The sequence below is a fragment of the Sphingomonas sp. P4_D12 genome (assembly GCF_056401895.1).
Genome location: NZ_JBFUIL010000008.1, coordinates 102,973 through 119,220 on the forward strand (window position 1 = coordinate 102,973; position 16,248 = coordinate 119,220).

Below are 16,248 nucleotides of genomic sequence, written 5' to 3' on the forward strand. Positions count from 1 at the left end.
CTGGGGGCGCCGTGCTAGTCTCTCGCCGCGGGACAGTGTTGGAGAGGCGCGCCATGTGGCTTGCGGCGGTGGCGGCAGGGTCCGCGTTCAATCTGGTGTGCACGGGTATCGCGACGGTGCAGGGCGGTGCACAGGACGGATCGACGCCCTATCGCATCGTCTATCGGGTCGATCTCGCGCACGGCATTTATTGCGAGGATGCGTGCCGGCTGGTGCGCGAGATCTACGAGGTGCAGCCGGCACGGATCACGCTCGACCAGCGGGGCAATCCCGCGCCGGGCGCGACCGACTATTCGATCAACGTGATCGAGCGCGACAGCGGCGAGCAGACGATCCTGACGGCGAGCGGACGCGACGGCGCGCGCTTCTATGCAAAGTCGGCCGGGCGGTGCGAGGCGGGCCCGTTCACCGGCTTCCCCGAGGTGCGGACAAAATTCTAGGCTAGAAGCTGACCAGGTCGCGCCATGGCACCCAGCGGTGCATCGCGGCGACATCGCGCGCGGCGACGCGGAAACGCAGCGGCGGGTTATATTGCTCGAGCTCGATATAGTCGGCGGCGCGGCGCACCAGTTCCTTGATCAGCACGCTGGCGACCCGGCCTTCGCCATCCTCGTCGCGCGTCATCATCTGGACGATGACGATGTCGCCGATCGCCGGGCGCTGTTCGGGGTCGACATAGATCGGGTCGCCATCCTCGAACTTGGGCTTGAGCGAGACACCGCGCACGGTCAGCGAATAGACCGCCTTGCGATCCTTCAGCGCCGGCGGACGGCGGACCATGTCGATCACCTCGTCGAGGTGGACGTCGATCTGTTCGGCGAACAGCGGCGTGCCGTCGGCCAGCACCTGGAAATCGGCGGCCTGGGCGGTGCCGAGCATTGGCACGTCGCGCGGATCGCCCGGTGACGTGAACGGCGTGCGCGGCGAATGCAGCGCCATCAGCGGGGCACCGTCGCGTTCCTGCTCGAGCGTGTGAAAGTCGGACAGCGTCATGCCGACGACGCCGAGCACGCGGCCGAGCGTGGCATAGCCCGGGGTGGTGCCCTTGCGGCGGATGTCGGTGAAGAACGAGGCCGAGACGCGCGATCGCCGCGCCCATTCGGCCCAGCTCAGCTCGGCCGGCTTGATCGAATCGAACAGCTGCCACAGCCGCGACGGGTCGTTGGAAGTGGGGAGGTCCGCCATCGGCGTTGGGAATATCCCATGCGCCGCCACAGGGGCAGGTGAAGAAATTTCCGCAATGGCCACTTGCGTCATTGGAAATATCTCATTAAGCCACCGCTCCCATGACCAATATCCTTCCCAGTTCCGACCCCAACAAGGCGCTGTTGCAGAAGATCGAGGATTTCCTCGAGCGCACGCCCGGCATGTCGGCGACTCGCTTTGGCCTCGACGCGACCGGCGACGGCGCCTTGCTGACCAATCTTCGCGGCGGCCGGTCGGTCAGCCTGACGCTGGCCAACAAGCTGCTCGGGTTCATCGCCGAACAGGATGCGGCGAATAGCGGGGAGGGCGGGGCGACGTCGCCCGATAGCTCCAGTCCGGCCATCAACCGGATGGGAGAGGCGGCATGACGTTCCTTGATCTCGCATCCGCGGAGAACCGCTCATGACGATCGACCGCACCCAGACGCTGAGCCACGACGAGCTCGACCTCAAGATCGCGACCGACTCGGCGATGGACGCCGCTGGCGGGCAGTCTCGCATGTACCGCGCCGGCGTGGCGCTGCAGTCGGTCCTGTCGGACGCCTGTTCGCGCACGACCCGCGTGTTCCTTCGCATCGATCAGGTCGCGACGATCGAGGATCACGGCACCGGGCGGCCCGGCCATCCGCATATCACCCGCGCGCTGGCGCGGCGGCAGGGGTTCGTGCTGGTCCCGGCGGGCGATGCCGGCGACGAGGCGAGCCTGCCGATGCTGGTCGGCAGCATCGCGGCCGAGGCGGGCGACGTGATCAAGGCGCTGGCGAGCCGGATGGCGGCGTCGACCAATATGGCGCCACGCGAGATCGAGGACGCGATGCGCGAGACCGACGAGCTGGCCGACGTGGTCGCCAGCCTGAGGCGTGCGCTGGCGAAGCTGCGACCGCCCCCGCCGCCCGGCTGATCGGGCGCAGCGATCGAGCGGGCAGCAAATTCCATCTGGCATAAGGGGTTATCGGGGTGAGTGGGGAAGAGATCGCAAGCACGATGCCGACGCTCCCGGCGGTCAAGGGCGCGCATTACCGCATGACTCCGGCCGATCTGCGTGCCTGGATCGCGGAAGCGCAGCCACACGCGGTGGTGCCCTACGCAGTCGGCTACAATGCCGAGATGTTCGCCGGTCCCGGGGTCGCCCAGGCGCTGCGCGACTATGAGGCACTGGGCTTCGTCTATCTCAAGCAGCAACGGCTCGAACCGCACAAGTTTCTCTACCTCGCCGAGCGATCGTCGCGCCCGCTGACCGACCCGAAGAAGGACCCGTCGGCGAAGCGCCCGTATGTGCGGGTTGGCGCGTGATGGGCTGGCTGCTCGCCATGATCGTGCTGCTGGTCGCCGTCAGCGCGGCGAAGGCGGCGTGCGCGATCGCCGCGTGGTGGCGCTCGTTCGGCGTGCCGCGGTGGTGAGCCGGGCGCGCGCCTGGCTGGCCGACATGGCGATGATCGCGCTCGCGCTGATCGTGCTGCTTATCCTGTGCATCACGGTCGCGCCGATATTGCTGTGGCGGCTGGCCAAGGGGTTGCGGGCATGAGCGCGGCCCAGGCCAACCAGCGCACCGTCGTCGCGACGCTGCGTCTGCCGCCGCCCGATGGCGGGGATCGCTGGACCGTGACGCTGGTCGCCAAGCACAGCCGGCTGTCGAGCGGGCAGGCGAACGAGGCGATCCGGTCGCTGCGCAACGCCGGCAAGATCAAGTTCGGCACGCTCGAATTGAGCGCGTCGATGATGGAGGAATACCGCGCGAAAGCGGGTGATGAAGCGGGGGCTGTTGCCAACAGCGCCGAAACCCCCGTGGAGCCCGTGAGTAGGGGTGCCGATGCCCGGACATCGGCTGCAACGTCTGAGCTTATGGACGCGACAGCGGGAGAGACTGCACCAGTTTCCGAGGCAGCGGGGCGGGGCCGTCCTCCCCAGCGTGAGTCGGGTCGCGCGGCCCGGCAGGCAATAGCGCACAAAACAGACGGCACGGTTGGCAGACCCGTAAAACCGCCAGCAATCGAACCCGCGACCGAGCCCTTCGTCCACCCCGGATGCGAGCAGGGTGACGTCGCGGCGGCCGGGGACTCCTCCCCCCTCCTGGAAGTCCCCGGCCACACCCATCCCGCCGTGTCCGCTTTGCGACCGACGGCGGACGTCGCGGGCGCGGTGCCCTTGAACACTTACGGCTTTGTCGGCGCGCTGCGCGCACGGCGGACGGCGCGCCCCGAGACGGCGCGGATGATCCGCGCGTTCATGGCGCGTTGGCCGGACGGCACGACGCGTGACCAGGTGCATGCGTCTGACCTGGAGCTTGCCGAGCGCGAAGCGGCCGAGATGGCGGCAGCGTCGCGGGCCGCGGCGCCGGGGGACGTTTCGGCTGGTTGGACGACGCCGGACGAGGTTCGGCGCTCGAACCTGATCGACGAGATCAATGCCGAGGCGGTGGCGATGGGGGCGCGGCGGCGGCAAGCGAAATGCACGGGCACGGTCAAGGCACCGCTGTCGGCCAATGTCGTCGGGCTCCAGGCGGCGCTGCTCGCCGATCCCGAGGATGCGTTCGTGTTCCTGCGGCGCAAGTGGCCCGAGCTGCTGCGCGGGGTGATTGGCCAGGCGCGGGCGGCTGAGACCACCCCGGCGACGATGCTGGTCCGCGTGATCGAGGCGGGTCTGTCGGCGGTGCAGCCATGACCGGCGCGCCGAAACGCATCCGCCTGTCGCGCGCGAAGGGGTTCCGGCTTCCCGCGGGCGCGGTCAATTGCGCGCGGCCGGGTAAGCAGGGCAATCCGTTCCGCGAGAAAGACCTGACCTGGATCGCGGTGTCGCTGGGCTTTCGCGGCGATCGCGTCGGGCGGACGGCGTGCGCGGTCGAGCTCTACCGGCGCTGGCGAGGCCTCGATCCTTTGGCGGGGCCGCTGGCGCCGTCCGGGGTCGAGGTCCTTGCCGGCAACTTGCACGTGATGCTGCACGGCGACACCATCGCCGTCCCGACGCCTCCCGCGATCGACGATCTGCGCGGGCGCGACCTCGCTTGCTGGTGCGGGCTGTGTCCGGCGCATGCCGAGGGCAAGCCGTTCGGGGTCGAGTGCGCCGACTGCTCGCCTTGCCATGTCGACGTGCTGGGCGCGCTGGCCAACGCGCCGGTGCAGCCATGACCGACGGCGGCTGTGCAGCATCGTCGCGTCCGCTCGATCGCGACACTGATCTGACAGACGCCTTCGCCGCGGGCGAGGCGGCGCAGCGGCGGCGCGATGCCGATTATCTCGACGCTTTCGCCGCGCGGTTGATCGCCGGCCCGCGCAAGCGCGAGTCGTGGGAAGCACCGATCAGCCAGCACCAGCACGATCCCGACTTCGCCCGCAACGCCGGGCAACTGATCATCGGCCTGGCGCAATCGATCCGCGCCGGCCTCGCCGATTCCGATGGAGACCAACATGACCGATGAACCGCTGGCGCCCGACGCCCCCACCGCGCCCGAGGACAATGCCGACACGGTCGAGACGGAAACCCCGTCCGATCCGCCCAAGCCCAAGCGGAGCCGCAAGGCCGACACGCCGCCCGCGCCCGACGGCCCGCCCCGCGTCATCTCGGTCGCCGCGGGCACGCTGAAGGCGGCCCTGGCGGGGATCGGCGCGGTGATCGAGCGGCGTAACACCATCCCGATCCTGTCCAACCTGCGGATCGAGGCGGTGCACGGGCGGGCGTCGCTGACCGGCACCGACCTCGACCTCCAATGCGTGCGGATGATCGACGTCGAGCAGGATAGCGATGCGCCCGCGTTCGCCACCACGGTCAACGAGGCCACGCTCGAGGCGATCGTCAAGAAGATCGATGCCGAGGCGCTGGTCACGCTGACCCTGACGCCCGGCAAGATGCTGGTCACCGCCGGCCGCGCGCGCTTCACCTTGCCGACGCTGCCGATCGAGGATTTCCCGGTGATGATCGCCGATGCCTTCGCGCACCAGTTCGAGCTCGCCGCGTTCGACTTGGCCGCGCTGATCGACGGCGTGCGCTTCGCCATGTGCACCGAGGAAACGCGCTATTATCTCAACGGCATCTATCTCCACGCGACCGAGGCGCGCGGGCCGACCGGGGACGGCGAGGGCGTCGTCATGGTGCTGCGCGGGGTGGCGACCGACGGGCATCGCCTGGCGCGGTTCGACCTGCCCCAGCCCGACGGCGCCGGTGCGCTCGACGGGGTGATCATCCCGCGCAAGGCGATCGGCGTGCTCGACAAGATGCTCGATGGGGTAGAGGGCCCGGTCGACGTCGCGATCGGCACCGGCAAGGCGGTGTTCGATTTCGGCGAGGTGGTGCTGACCACCAAGCTGATCGACGGCCAGTTCCCCGATTACACGCGCGTGATCCCCAGCGCGAACGGCAATATCCTGTTGATCGACCCGAAGACGCTGGCGGCGGCGGTCGACCGGGCGATGGTGATGACCAGCGGCAAGGAACGCGGGATCCGCGTCGACCTGACGCGCGACCTGGTCACGATCAGCTGCCGGTCGCCCGAGATGGGCGAGGCGAGCGAGGAATCGCCGTGCGACCATGACGGCGCCGACCTGACCGTCGGGTTCAACGGCCAGTATCTGGTCGAGATGCTCGGCCGCATCCAGGGCGACACCGCGCGGTTCGAGCTGAGCGACGCGGCGGGCCCGGTGCTGATCCGCGACGCCAATGACGACGCGCGCGGGCTGTACGTCCTCATGCCGATGCGGGTGTGACGATGTCGGCGCTGGCATATGCGAGCCGCGAGCAGATGGCGGCATGGGCGGCGGGCGTCATGGCGCGCGCGCCCGACTTCGTGATCGGCGAGGCGGCGAACCCGTATCTGCGCCGGTGGTGGATCATCCCGCGCAACGAGGCGTGCAACGTCTATCTCCACGAAATCCTGCGCAGCGACGACGATCGCGCCGGGCACGATCATCCCTGGGGCAACACGTCATACATCATCGATGGCGGCTATACCGAGGTCACCTATTACCAGCAGCAGCCATGGCTCGAGGCCTATAGCCATGAACGTGTGGCGGGCGATTGCGTCACCCGGCGGGCGACCGACACGCACCGGCTGATCGTTCCCGAGGGCGGGCGCTGCGTCTCGTTGTTCCTGACCGGCCCGAAGGTCCGCGACTGGGGCTTCTGGTGCCCGCACGGCGAGCGTTTCGTGCCGTGGCAGGTCTTCACCGGCGGCGAGCAGGGCGAGCTGGTCGGTCGCGGGTGCGGCGAGCCGTGACCGTCCGCATCCTGACCGGGGATATGCGCGAGCGGCTGCGCGAGCTGCCGTCGGCCTCGGTCGACGCGGTCGTCACCGATCCGCCCTATCACCTGACCAGCATCGTCAAACGGTTCGGGCAACCCGGCGCGGCCCCGGCGCGGGCGGGGAAGACCGGCGCCTATGCGCGCGCCAGCAAGGGCTTCATGGGCCAGACCTGGGACGGCGGCGACGTCGCGTTCCGCGCCGCGACCTGGCGCGAGGTGCTGCGGGTGATGAAGCCCGGCGCGCACCTGGTCGCCTTTTCCGGCACGCGCACCTATCACCGCATGGTCTGCGCGATCGAGGATGCCGGGTTCGAGATCCGCGACCAGATCGCCTGGCTCTATGGCAGCGGCTTTCCGAAGTCGCACGATGTCAGCAAGGGGATCGACCGCCACAATGGTGACGCGCGCCCGGTCGTTGGCAGCGAGCACATCGCCAACGATATTCGCGGCGGTGCGCTCCTCGATGTGGCGCATGGCACTATACGCCCTGGCTTCGAACGTGATGTCACTGCGGCAGCATCGGCAGCATGGGAAGGCTGGGGCACCGCGCTGAAACCGGCGATCGAGCCGATCGTGCTGGCGCGCAAGCCGCTCGAGGGGACCGTCGCGGCGAACGTGCTGGCACATGGCACCGGGGCGCTCAACATCGACGCATGCCGCATTGACAGCGAGAAGGTGACTGGCTGGGCTGGGGCTGGGGCTGGGGCTGGGGCTGGGGGCCAGACTTGGAACGAAGGCAATATGGGGCTGGGCAAGGATGGTGATCCTCGCCCGGTCAATGGCCGCTGGCCTGCGAACGTAATCCACGACGGCGGCGCCGATGTGCTCGCCGCCTTTCCGGGCAATGACGCTCCGTCGAAGGCGCGCAGTGGTAAGCGCAGTGGAGTCCTGGGCGAGTTCGTCGGTCAAGCCGAAGTATTGATGGGCCATGACGACGAAGGCGGCTCGGCCGCGCGGTTCTTCTATTCGGCGAAGGCGGACCAGGCCGAGCGGCACGCCGGCTGTCATGACCTCGACAAGGGCAACAAGCACCCGACGGTCAAGCCGGTCGACCTGATGCGTTGGCTGGTGCGGCTGATCACGCCGCCCGGGGGCGTGGTGCTCGACCCGTTCATGGGATCAGGATCGACGCTGATCGCGGCCGATGCCGAGCAGTTCGACGCGATCGGCTGCGAATTGTCGCCCGACTATGTCGAGATCGCGCGGCGCCGGCTGGCGGCGTCGGCCGGCATGTTCGCCGAGGTGCAGGTGGCATGACGCTCCCGGCATGCCTTCGTGTCCTGGTCGCCGCGCGGATCGCGGCGCGGCAGCGGGTGCTGCTCGGCTCGCGCAACGGGCTCACAACGCCGTGCCGGCTGTGGACCGGCGCGCAGTCGAAGGGCGGCGGGCGGCCGTCAAGCGGGCCCTATGGCTCGATCTGGATCCCCGGCATCGGATCGGTGCGGGTACATGTCGCGGTCGCCTGGGTCGAGGGGATGCTCGCCGAGCCGCGCGTGCCGGCGGGGATGAACCTCGACCATCGCTGCGAGCGGACATTGTGCATCGAGCGCGACCATTACCAGCTGATCCCGGCGGAGACGAACCGCGAGCTGCGCTGGTCGCGCCGGCAACGGAGGGCGGCATGAAGCACGGGCGGCAGAGCGCGCACGATTGCCCGGTGGCGGGATGCCCGCGCACCCGGCGTTACTGGCAGGCGGTGTGCGATTCCTGCTGGGCGCGGGTGCCCGACGATATCCGCGGGCGGCTGGCGTCGGCGCGCGCGGCGAAGGCGAAGCATCGCGAGGGCGCCGCGGCGATCGAGGCGGTCGACTGGCTCAATGCCCACAGCCCGGCGGCGATCGCCGCGCGGCGGCTGGGCGAGGGCGGTTTTCAGGAAGGGGTTTTGTGATGGACTCGTTTGAAACGATTTCCGCCGACGTGGCGGCTCAGTCGCTCAATATTCGACCCTATACCGATGCGCTGCGCAAGCTGGGCGGATGGGAAGCCGATGGTGATAACCGGGTTGGCGGTTGCCGCGTCGTCACTTTCAAGAAGACGATCGGGTTGCGACAGCTTCGCCTGCAGCTGTGGGGTGATCGCAACCATCGCGTCAGCCATGCCTATGCCGGATCGGAAACGACCCACCCGACCGAATTCACGTCGGTCGAGACGATGCTGGCGGCAATCGAAGTGGAAACGTCGCGGGATGACCGCCCGGCGCATCATGCCGCGACGGCGCAGGTCGCGGATGCGCTGGTCGGCTATGTCCAATCGTTGCGGGCGCAGCCGGGAGTCCGCGGCAATTGCAGTGCCGATGAGATAGCGCCGTTCATCCTGCTTCTGCTGAGCCGAGCGGTGGAGGCGGCATGATGGGCACCGATCCCTGGAACAGGCGGGCGGGCCAGTACGATCGGCCGATTTCGAGCGTGCCGGTGCGCGATGTGTCGCCCACGCGCGAGTCCGCGCCACTGCCGCGCCCGCGCGCGTCCTTCATCGACCAGCGCATCGCCGATGCCCGGCTGTCGGGGGTGATCGCGGTCGGCGCCGACACGATCCTGGCGCGGATCGACGCGGCGATCGAGCGGTTGCGCGTCGACGGCCATGGCAATCCTCGCGCGATCTACCTGGTCGACGGCGACCTGATCGCGTTTCGCGAGGCGCACAAGGGCGATGAGTATCGCGACGTCCGCGTGTCGTCGGGCGCGACGAGCAAGGTCTATGGCGCGACCGGCGGCGCCCGCGCGGTGCGGAGGGCGGGCAAATGAGCGCCACGACCGGCATCGAATGGACCGACGCGACCGTCAATTTCTGGTGGGGATGCACCAAGGTCGGGCCAGGCTGCGACCATTGCTATGCCGAGACCTGGTCCGAGCGGTTTGGTGGCGGGATCTGGGGCGTCGGCGCGCCGCGGCGGAAGATCAAGGGCGCGGTCAAGCTGATCCATCGGCTCGACAACGACTATGCGTGGTGGGCGGCCGATTATCATATCGGGCAGATTCATGCGACGCCTCGTCGGCGGGTGTTCATCCAGTCGATGTCGGACCTGTTCGACACCGAGGTGCCGATCGAATGGTTCGACGAGGCGTGGGGCCGGATCGAAGCGTGCGACCGGCTGCAAATCCAGATCGTCACCAAGCGCGTCACGGTGATCGAGAAGCGGCTGGCGGCGATCGGGCGCACCGAATGGCCCGAGCATGCCAGACTGATGATCTCGGTCGTCAACCAGGAAGAAGCCGACCGCGATATCCCGCGGCTGCTCGCGCTCAAGGCAAAGCTCGGCATTCCCTGGGTGGGGCTGTCGATCGAGCCGATGCTCGGCCGCATCGTGCTGCGCGACGAATGGCTGGCGCTGCTCGACTGGTTGATCGTCGGCGGCGAAAGCGGCAAGGGCGCGCGGCCGATCGACCCGTGCGGGCCGCGCGCCCTTCGCGATCAATGCGCAGCTGCCGGCGTTCCGTTCTTCTTCAAGCAATGGGGCGAATGGGCGCCGGTCGACATGACGCGGGCCAATGGCAGGGAGCGGCACCGCTTCGCGCCCGATTGTGAGGTCAGCCGATGCGGCAGGCGCGCCGCTGGCCGCCTGCTGGATGGCGTCGAACACTCGGCCATGCCGGTCGCTTTCAGGGCATCGCGGTGATCGTCGCCGCATCCCTCAAGGCGCGCCGCGAGCAGATAGGCTTCACCTTGCGCGACGTCGAGGCGATCACCGATGGCCGTGTCAGCAACGCGTACCTGTCGCAACTCGAAAACGGCAAGATCAAGAGCCCGTCGATCGCGATATGTCGTGACCTGGCGGCTGCCTATGCGGTGCCGATGGAAACGATCGCCGACTGGTTGTCGGTGCCGGCGGCCATTTCCGTCACGGTCACCTGTCCGACCTGCGGGCACGCGCTGGCGAAACCGGCCGCCCCGACCTGACGCCATCGCACACGCATGCCGGCCACGCGGGGTGGTCGTTTTCTCCGATTTCAGGGGTGGGTTCTTTTGTCGCTATCGCCGCAATTTCTGGACGAGCTGCGCGCGCGCACGTCGCTGTCGGCGCTGGTCGGCGCCTCGGTCAAGCTGACCAAGGCGGGGCGCGAGCACAAGGGGTGCTGCCCGTTCCACAATGAGAAGACCGCGTCGTTCTACGTCAACGACGACAAGGGATTCTATCATTGCTTCGGCTGTTCGGCGCATGGCGACGCGATCCGCTGGCTGACCGAGCGGCAGGGGCTGGGGTTCATCGACGCGGTCAAGGATCTGGCCGATCGCGCGGGACTCGAGGTGCCGGCGCCGTCGCCCGACTATCGCGAGCGCGAGGAACGGATCGAGCGGGCGGGCGGCGTGCTCGAGGCGGCGGCGGACTGGTATGCCAGGCGGCTGGCGGCCGAGCCGGCGGCGATCGCCATGCTCGCCGATCGCGGCGTCGGCGCGGCGGCGGTCGCGCGGTTCGGGCTGGGGCTGGCGCCGCGGATGGGCGGGGTGGCGGCGACGGGGCGCTCGGTCGACGAGCTCGCTGCGGTCGGTCTGCTGGTCGAGGGCGATAACGGCTGGGTCGATTTCTTTCGCCAGCGGCTGATGATCCCGATCCACGATGCGCGCGGGCGGGTGATCGGGTTCGGCGGGCGCGCGACGTCCGACCGGCAGCAGGCGAAGTACAAGAATTCGGCCGAGGGGCCGCATTTCGACAAGGGGCGGACGCTGTACAATCTGCACCGCGCGGCGCCGGCGGCGCGCGAGGCGCGGCGGCTGGTGATCGTCGAGGGCTATTTCGACGCGATCGCGCTCGACGGCGTCGGCGTGGCCGAGGTGGTGGCGCCGATGGGCACCGCGCTGACCGAAGCGCAGCTCGAGCGCGCGTGGCGGGTGTGCGAGTGCCCGGTGCTGCTGCTCGACGGCGACAAGGCCGGGCGCGGCGCCGCGCKGCGCGCGKGCGAGCGGGCGATGCCGATGCTGGGCACGACGATGGCGGGGGCGGGCGGCGGCGCCAGCCTGGCGGTCGCGCTGCTGCCCGACGGGATGGATCCCGACGATTTGGCACGCGCCGAGGGGCGCGAGGGCGTGGAGCGCGTGCTGTCGGCCGCGATGCCGCTGAGCGATTTCGTTTTTGATGCTGTGGTGGGGGTGGCGGCGTGAACCTGCGGATTCTCAAGAAGCTGTCGAAGCGTGCGGCGCCCTATCTGCCGCTGCTTGGCGACGATCGGCAGCAATTCCGCGCGGAAGCCGACGACAATTACCACGGGCTGGTGATCAAGGCGCGCAAGCACTGGGAGCGGTGCCCGTCGTGTCACACCGACACCTTCAGCGAAGGCGAGATCGTCCTGGCGCCGCGATGCCGTGCCGGGACGCGCTACCCCTATGTCAAGGTGAGCATGCCGTCGCACCCATGGCCGGGCACGATCATGGTCGGCGCGGTCAGCGGCTATTACGAGCCCGAGTGGAGCGAGGAAACCGCCTGGGGCGCGCTCGACGCGATGGTGCGCGACCATTTCTGCGACTGGGACGAGACCGGCCCGACACCGACGCGGCGGTTTCGGCACCCCGGGGACGTGTTCCGCGCGGCCGATGAGATGGTGGCCGAGCGCGCGCTGCCGTGCGCCGATTCCGATTTCGATGATGTCGTGGGGGTAGGGTGATGGGCCTGATCGTTGACAATTTCGCGGGTGGCGGCGGTGCGTCGACCGGCATCGAGATGGCGCTGGGCAGGGCGGTCGACGTGGCGATCAACCACGACGAACAGGCCATCCGCATGCATGAGGTCAATCACCCGACGACCCGGCATATCCGCAACAATATCTGGCGGATCGATCCGCTCGACGTGACCGGCGGCGAGCCGGTGGAACTGGCGTGGTTCTCGCCCGATTGCAAACATTTCAGCAAGGCGAAGGGCGGCAAGCCCCGCGAGAAGTCGATCCGCGACCTCGCGTGGATCGTCGTGCTGTGGGCGAAGCGCGTGAAGCCCGACGTCATCCTGCTCGAAAATGTCGAAGAATTCCGCACCTGGGGCCCGCTCGACGGCGAGGGTCAGCCGATCAAGGAACGCGCCGGCGAGACGTTCGAGCAATGGTGCAAGGAACTACGCAAGGCGGGCTACAAGCTGCAGTTCCGCGAGCTGCGCGCGTGCGACTATGGCGCGCCGACGATCCGCAAGCGGTTCTTCATGATCGCGCGCCGCGACGGCCGGCCGATCGTCTGGCCAGAACCGACGCACGGCAAGCCGGACTCGCCCGAGGTGCTGGCGGGCAAGCGCCTGCCGTGGCGCACCGCGGCCGAGATCATCGACTGGTCGATCCCGTGCCCATCGATCTTCGATCGCAAGAAGCCTTTGGCCGACAAGACGCTGGCGCGGATCGCGCATGGCATCATGAAGTTCGTGGTCAACAATCCGCGACCGTTCATCGTGCCGCTGACGCATCATCAGCCTGGTGCGCGGGGCGCCAGCATCGACGATCCGATGGCGACAGTCACCGGGGCGAACCGAGGCGAGCACGCTGTGGTCGTCCCGCATGTCACCAAGTTCCGCAACGGCGCGGTCGGCCACGCGGTCGACGAGCCGATGCACACCGTCACGGCGAACAGCTTCGTCAAGCGGCCGGGCGGGTCGGCGCCGCTGGGCGTGGTCGAGGCGACCGTCGCGCCTTTCTTTGCCCGCACCGCGCACGGCGATGTCGACAGCAAGGGTAAGCGGCGCGGCAAGGGGCAGCACGAATCGACTGAGCCATTCCCGACGATATCGACGTCGCAGGATAGCGCGCTGGTCGAGGTGGCCATTTCCCCGGTGATCGTCGGCTGTGGCGGTCGACGAGGGCAGAGCGCGCCGGTCGACGTCGCTGGCCCCTACCCGACGACGACTACCAAGGCGGATGCTGTCCTGGTTGCGGCGCACATGGTTCATTGCGGGAACGGCGAGCGGCAGGGTCAGGAGCCGCGCGCCAAGCCCGCCGAGGTGCCGCTCGGCACTGTCATGGCCCAGCGCAACAATCACGCCGCGGTGACCGCTTTCCTCGCGCAATTCAGCGAGACGCGCGAGGGGCGCAAGCTCAACCCTGGGCATGGCGCCGACGAGCCGGTGTCGACGATCGTCCAGAAAGGGCCGCTGCAGGCGGTCGTCGCGTCCAACCTGATCAAGCTGCGCGGGACCAGCCGCGACGGCCAGCCGACCGACGAACCTCTGCACACGATCAGCGCCGGCGGCACGCATATGGGCGAAATCCGCGCGTTCCTGCTCAAATATTACGGCAACGAAGCCGAGGGACATGGGATCGAGGATCCGCTCGGCACGGTGACGACCAAGGATCGGCACGCGCTGGTCACCGTGACGATCGACGGCGAGGAATATGTCATCGTCGATATCGGCATGCGGATGCTGAACCCGCGCGAGCTGTTCAACGCCCAGGGCTTTCCGCCCGACTACATCATCGACCACGACTCGAGTGGCGCGCCGATCACCAAGACGGCCCAGGTCGCCAAGTGCGGCAACAGCGTCTGCCCGCCGATCGCGTGCGCGCTGGTCGCCGCGCAGTTCGCCGACGTGATGGCGGAGAGCGTGGCCGCTTGACCATCCCCCGCACCCCCGAAGCGCGGGCGGCGCTGTGGAAGCGGCTGGCGGCGATTGCCGGCGCGATCCGCGACGACGAGACGCGCGCGCAATATGTCGCGTCGTGGCGCGCGCGCTACGATCTCGCCTTTCCCCCGCCACCCCCGGGACTGAGCGATGACGACATGCTTCCGAATGGAAGCATCGGGCCTTCCTTGTCCGAGCAGGGGGCGGGGGTGCAGGCGGTGCTGCGGCGCGTCCACCGGCTGTGGCTCGAGCGCGAGCGGTCGCGCGATGCGGTGTCGGACAAGCAGGCCAACGGCTTCGCCTTCGCGCTGGGGCGGCGGATGCGGGCCGGGCTGATCGACTATGTCGATGGCGAGGAAGCTTTCGCCGACTTCGGGGACGCGTTCGACCTGGCCGCGATGCGCAAATCGTTCTGGGCGGGGGTTCGCAAGGGGTACGACCTGACCGGCGACCTGGCGACCTATCGCTGCGCCGGCTTCCAGCGCACCGACCTGGGCAATGCCGAGCGGTTCCGCGAGCGGTTCGGGCGCGATTTCCTCTATACCACGGCCAAGGGCTGGCTCGGCTATGACGGGCGGCGCTACCGCGTGCTGGTGCAGGAAAAGGACGCGACGCCGGCCGAGGTGCTGGGCGCGGTGTTCGAGACGGTGCGCGCCATCCAGGACGAGGCGCATTTGGTCGCGGGGAGTGGCTTTTCGACCGACGGGCTGGTGATGGGCGACGAGGCGTGGGCGAAATTCGTCGCCGTGCACAAGCTGCGCCGCGATCACCTCGATGCCGAGGGCGCGATGGATCGCGCGGTCGTCGCGGGGAGCAAGACCGAGCCGCTGTCGAAGAAACTCGGTGCGTGGGGGCGATCGTCGGAAAGCTCGGGCCGGCTGGGGTGCATCGCCAACCTCGCCAAGCGCTGGCTGACGGTCGAGATCACCGATTTCGATACCGACCCGATGCTGCTCAATTGCCATAACGGCACGCTGCGCTTCATCCCGCCCGATGACGACGGGCCGGCGCGAGTCGAGCTGATGCCGCACGATCGCGCGCATCTGCTGACCAAGCTGACGGCGTGCGATTACGAACCCGACGCCAAGGCCGACGAGTGGCAGGCGCTGATCCGATGGGCGCAGCCGAAACGCGAGCGGCGCCGCTATCTGCGCCAGTGGCTCGGCTATTGCCTGACCGGCGACATGGGCGAGCAAATCTTCCATATCTGGTGGGGCCCGACCGCGGCCAACGGCAAGTCGACCGTGGGCAATGCGGCGCGCGATGCCGCGGGCGATTATGGCGAGATCACCAACGTCGAGACGTTCCTCGACGAAGGGATCAAGAAACGCGGCGACCAGGCGACGCCCGACATCGTGCGCTTGCCGGGCGTGCGCTTCCTGACCAGCGGCGAGCCGGGGGCTGGGTCGAAGTTCAACGAACCGCTGATCAACTCGGTCACGGGCGGCGATCCGATGCTGGCGCGCGACAATTTCCGGTCGTTCTTCCGCTTCACGCCGAGCTTCAAATGGACGATCTGGTGCAACAAGAAACCCGATATCGTCCAGGGGACCGAGGGCATCTGGCGGCGCGCCAAGGTGCTGTTGTGGGAATCGCACCTCGAGGAACATCAAAAGGATCGCGGGCTGCCGACGCGGCTGGCGGGCGAGCATGCCGGCATCCTGGCGTGGATGGTGCGCGGGGTCGTCGACTGGATGCAGAACGGCTTTGTCGAGCCCGACGACGTCACCATCCAGAGCCTTGCCTATCGCGACGACAGCGACCCGCTGGCGAGCTTCCTGCGGCTGTGCACGGCCGAGGACGAGGGGGCGCGGACGCAATCGTCGGTCCTCTACAAAGTCTATTGCGCGTGGTGCAAGGCAGCGGGCGAAAATCCGTGGAGCAACAAGGGCCTGACGCGCGCCATGAAGGATCGCGGGTTCGACAACAAGGCGTCGAACGGGATCCAGTGGCTGGGGTTCAGGCTGACCAAACAGGAATGGGATTTCGTCGACGACAAGGGCGAGGTGCGCGCCGACATCGACATGTCGATCGAGCGCAACGCGCCGCCCGATGGCGGGGTCGACGACGCGCATCCGCCGCCCGGCGACCCCGGCTGGCCGCCGTTCGACGACGGGCCACTTTGAATTTGATCCTTCCACTTTGGAAGGGACACGGAACCATCGCGGAAGGGAGAAAGCGCGGATTTGTGCGGGTTTGGAAGGGTTGGAAGGTTTCTTGAAACTCCATGACAGGTGCGGGCGCGGGCAGGTGCGCATGCACAAGACAGGATAACCCTTCCAATCC

General features: G+C 68.4%; 22 protein-coding genes. 21 read left to right on the forward strand and 1 reads right to left on the reverse strand.

The features are described from left to right. The first annotated feature begins 53 nt into the window (after window positions 1–53). Window positions 54–440 carry a hypothetical protein gene (locus tag AC1DSD_RS16795; RefSeq protein WP_478031694.1) on the forward strand — a complete coding sequence of 129 codons (387 nt, stop codon included), beginning with the start codon at window positions 54–56 and terminating at the stop codon, window positions 438–440. A 1-nt stretch (window position 441) separates the two neighbouring features. On the opposite strand, the gene AC1DSD_RS16800 is transcribed toward AC1DSD_RS16795, so the two are convergent. Then, the gene (locus tag AC1DSD_RS16800; protein ID WP_478031696.1) at window positions 442–1,185 is read right to left on the reverse strand and encodes a S24 family peptidase; all 744 of its coding nucleotides are present in this window, start codon (window positions 1,183–1,185) and stop codon (window positions 442–444) included. Between the two features lie 101 nt (window positions 1,186–1,286). Between AC1DSD_RS16800 and AC1DSD_RS16805 the strand changes: the two genes are divergently transcribed. The 20 genes from AC1DSD_RS16805 to AC1DSD_RS16900 all read left to right on the forward strand — a co-directional run bounded on the left by AC1DSD_RS16805 (window position 1,287) and on the right by AC1DSD_RS16900 (window position 16,088). Then, window positions 1,287–1,574: a hypothetical protein gene (locus AC1DSD_RS16805; RefSeq protein ID WP_478031697.1), complete on the forward strand. Its 288-nt coding sequence runs from the start codon at window positions 1,287–1,289 to the stop codon at window positions 1,572–1,574. 34 nt (window positions 1,575–1,608) lie between these two features. Then, complete coding sequence (locus AC1DSD_RS16810; RefSeq protein ID WP_478031699.1) at window positions 1,609–2,106, forward strand: phage regulatory CII family protein; 498 nt, start codon at window positions 1,609–1,611, stop codon at window positions 2,104–2,106. A gap of 83 nt (window positions 2,107–2,189) precedes the next feature. Next, a complete protein-coding gene (locus AC1DSD_RS16815; protein ID WP_478031700.1) occupies window positions 2,190–2,498 on the forward strand; it encodes a hypothetical protein in 309 nt (102 codons plus the stop codon). Window positions 2,499–2,556: 58 nt separating this feature from the next. After that, window positions 2,557–2,730: a hypothetical protein gene (locus tag AC1DSD_RS16820; RefSeq protein ID WP_478031702.1), complete on the forward strand. Its 174-nt coding sequence runs from the start codon at window positions 2,557–2,559 to the stop codon at window positions 2,728–2,730. After that, on the forward strand, window positions 2,727–3,866 hold the full coding sequence (locus tag AC1DSD_RS16825) for a hypothetical protein (RefSeq protein ID WP_478031704.1): 1,140 nt from the start codon (window positions 2,727–2,729) through the stop codon (window positions 3,864–3,866). Before AC1DSD_RS16820 ends, AC1DSD_RS16825 begins: the two co-directional genes overlap by 4 nt. After that, window positions 3,863–4,330, forward strand: a complete 468-nt coding sequence (locus tag AC1DSD_RS16830) for a DUF4326 domain-containing protein (protein WP_478031706.1) — start codon at window positions 3,863–3,865, stop codon at window positions 4,328–4,330. The genes AC1DSD_RS16825 and AC1DSD_RS16830 overlap by 4 nt, the downstream gene beginning before the upstream one ends. Beyond that, window positions 4,327–4,620 (forward strand): hypothetical protein, encoded by a 294-nt coding sequence (locus AC1DSD_RS16835; protein ID WP_478031707.1) that lies wholly within the window; start codon window positions 4,327–4,329, stop codon window positions 4,618–4,620. The genes AC1DSD_RS16830 and AC1DSD_RS16835 overlap by 4 nt, the downstream gene beginning before the upstream one ends. Further along, the gene (gene dnaN / locus AC1DSD_RS16840) at window positions 4,610–5,902 is read left to right on the forward strand and encodes a DNA polymerase III subunit beta (protein WP_478031708.1); all 1,293 of its coding nucleotides are present in this window, start codon (window positions 4,610–4,612) and stop codon (window positions 5,900–5,902) included. Before AC1DSD_RS16835 ends, dnaN begins: the two co-directional genes overlap by 11 nt. A gap of 2 nt (window positions 5,903–5,904) precedes the next feature. Then, complete coding sequence (locus tag AC1DSD_RS16845; protein WP_478031709.1) at window positions 5,905–6,411, forward strand: hypothetical protein; 507 nt, start codon at window positions 5,905–5,907, stop codon at window positions 6,409–6,411. Beyond that, window positions 6,408–7,694 carry a DNA-methyltransferase gene (locus AC1DSD_RS16850; RefSeq protein ID WP_478031711.1) on the forward strand — a complete coding sequence of 429 codons (1,287 nt, stop codon included), beginning with the start codon at window positions 6,408–6,410 and terminating at the stop codon, window positions 7,692–7,694. The genes AC1DSD_RS16845 and AC1DSD_RS16850 overlap by 4 nt, the downstream gene beginning before the upstream one ends. Continuing rightward, window positions 7,691–8,062, forward strand: coding sequence for a hypothetical protein (locus AC1DSD_RS16855; RefSeq protein ID WP_478031712.1), 372 nt, complete (start codon window positions 7,691–7,693; stop codon window positions 8,060–8,062). Before AC1DSD_RS16850 ends, AC1DSD_RS16855 begins: the two co-directional genes overlap by 4 nt. After that, window positions 8,059–8,325: a hypothetical protein gene (locus tag AC1DSD_RS16860; RefSeq protein ID WP_478031713.1), complete on the forward strand. Its 267-nt coding sequence runs from the start codon at window positions 8,059–8,061 to the stop codon at window positions 8,323–8,325. Before AC1DSD_RS16855 ends, AC1DSD_RS16860 begins: the two co-directional genes overlap by 4 nt. Beyond that, the gene (locus tag AC1DSD_RS16865) at window positions 8,325–8,786 is read left to right on the forward strand and encodes a hypothetical protein (protein WP_478031714.1); all 462 of its coding nucleotides are present in this window, start codon (window positions 8,325–8,327) and stop codon (window positions 8,784–8,786) included. Before AC1DSD_RS16860 ends, AC1DSD_RS16865 begins: the two co-directional genes overlap by 1 nt. After that, on the forward strand, window positions 8,783–9,181 hold the full coding sequence (locus tag AC1DSD_RS16870) for a hypothetical protein (RefSeq protein ID WP_478031715.1): 399 nt from the start codon (window positions 8,783–8,785) through the stop codon (window positions 9,179–9,181). Before AC1DSD_RS16865 ends, AC1DSD_RS16870 begins: the two co-directional genes overlap by 4 nt. After that, window positions 9,178–10,053, forward strand: coding sequence for a DUF5131 family protein (locus AC1DSD_RS16875; RefSeq protein WP_478031716.1), 876 nt, complete (start codon window positions 9,178–9,180; stop codon window positions 10,051–10,053). The genes AC1DSD_RS16870 and AC1DSD_RS16875 overlap by 4 nt, the downstream gene beginning before the upstream one ends. Further along, a complete protein-coding gene (locus AC1DSD_RS16880; protein WP_478031717.1) occupies window positions 10,050–10,334 on the forward strand; it encodes a helix-turn-helix domain-containing protein in 285 nt (94 codons plus the stop codon). The genes AC1DSD_RS16875 and AC1DSD_RS16880 overlap by 4 nt, the downstream gene beginning before the upstream one ends. Window positions 10,335–10,400: 66 nt before the next feature. Then, complete coding sequence (dnaG, locus tag AC1DSD_RS16885; RefSeq protein ID WP_478031718.1) at window positions 10,401–11,534, forward strand: DNA primase; 1,134 nt, start codon at window positions 10,401–10,403, stop codon at window positions 11,532–11,534. Beyond that, window positions 11,531–12,034: a hypothetical protein gene (locus AC1DSD_RS16890; RefSeq protein ID WP_478031719.1), complete on the forward strand. Its 504-nt coding sequence runs from the start codon at window positions 11,531–11,533 to the stop codon at window positions 12,032–12,034. The genes dnaG and AC1DSD_RS16890 overlap by 4 nt, the downstream gene beginning before the upstream one ends. Further along, window positions 12,034–13,956, forward strand: coding sequence for a DNA cytosine methyltransferase (locus tag AC1DSD_RS16895; RefSeq protein WP_478031720.1), 1,923 nt, complete (start codon window positions 12,034–12,036; stop codon window positions 13,954–13,956). Before AC1DSD_RS16890 ends, AC1DSD_RS16895 begins: the two co-directional genes overlap by 1 nt. Beyond that, the gene (locus AC1DSD_RS16900; RefSeq protein WP_478031721.1) at window positions 13,953–16,088 is read left to right on the forward strand and encodes a DNA primase family protein; all 2,136 of its coding nucleotides are present in this window, start codon (window positions 13,953–13,955) and stop codon (window positions 16,086–16,088) included. The genes AC1DSD_RS16895 and AC1DSD_RS16900 overlap by 4 nt, the downstream gene beginning before the upstream one ends. Window positions 16,089–16,248 lie beyond the last annotated feature (160 nt).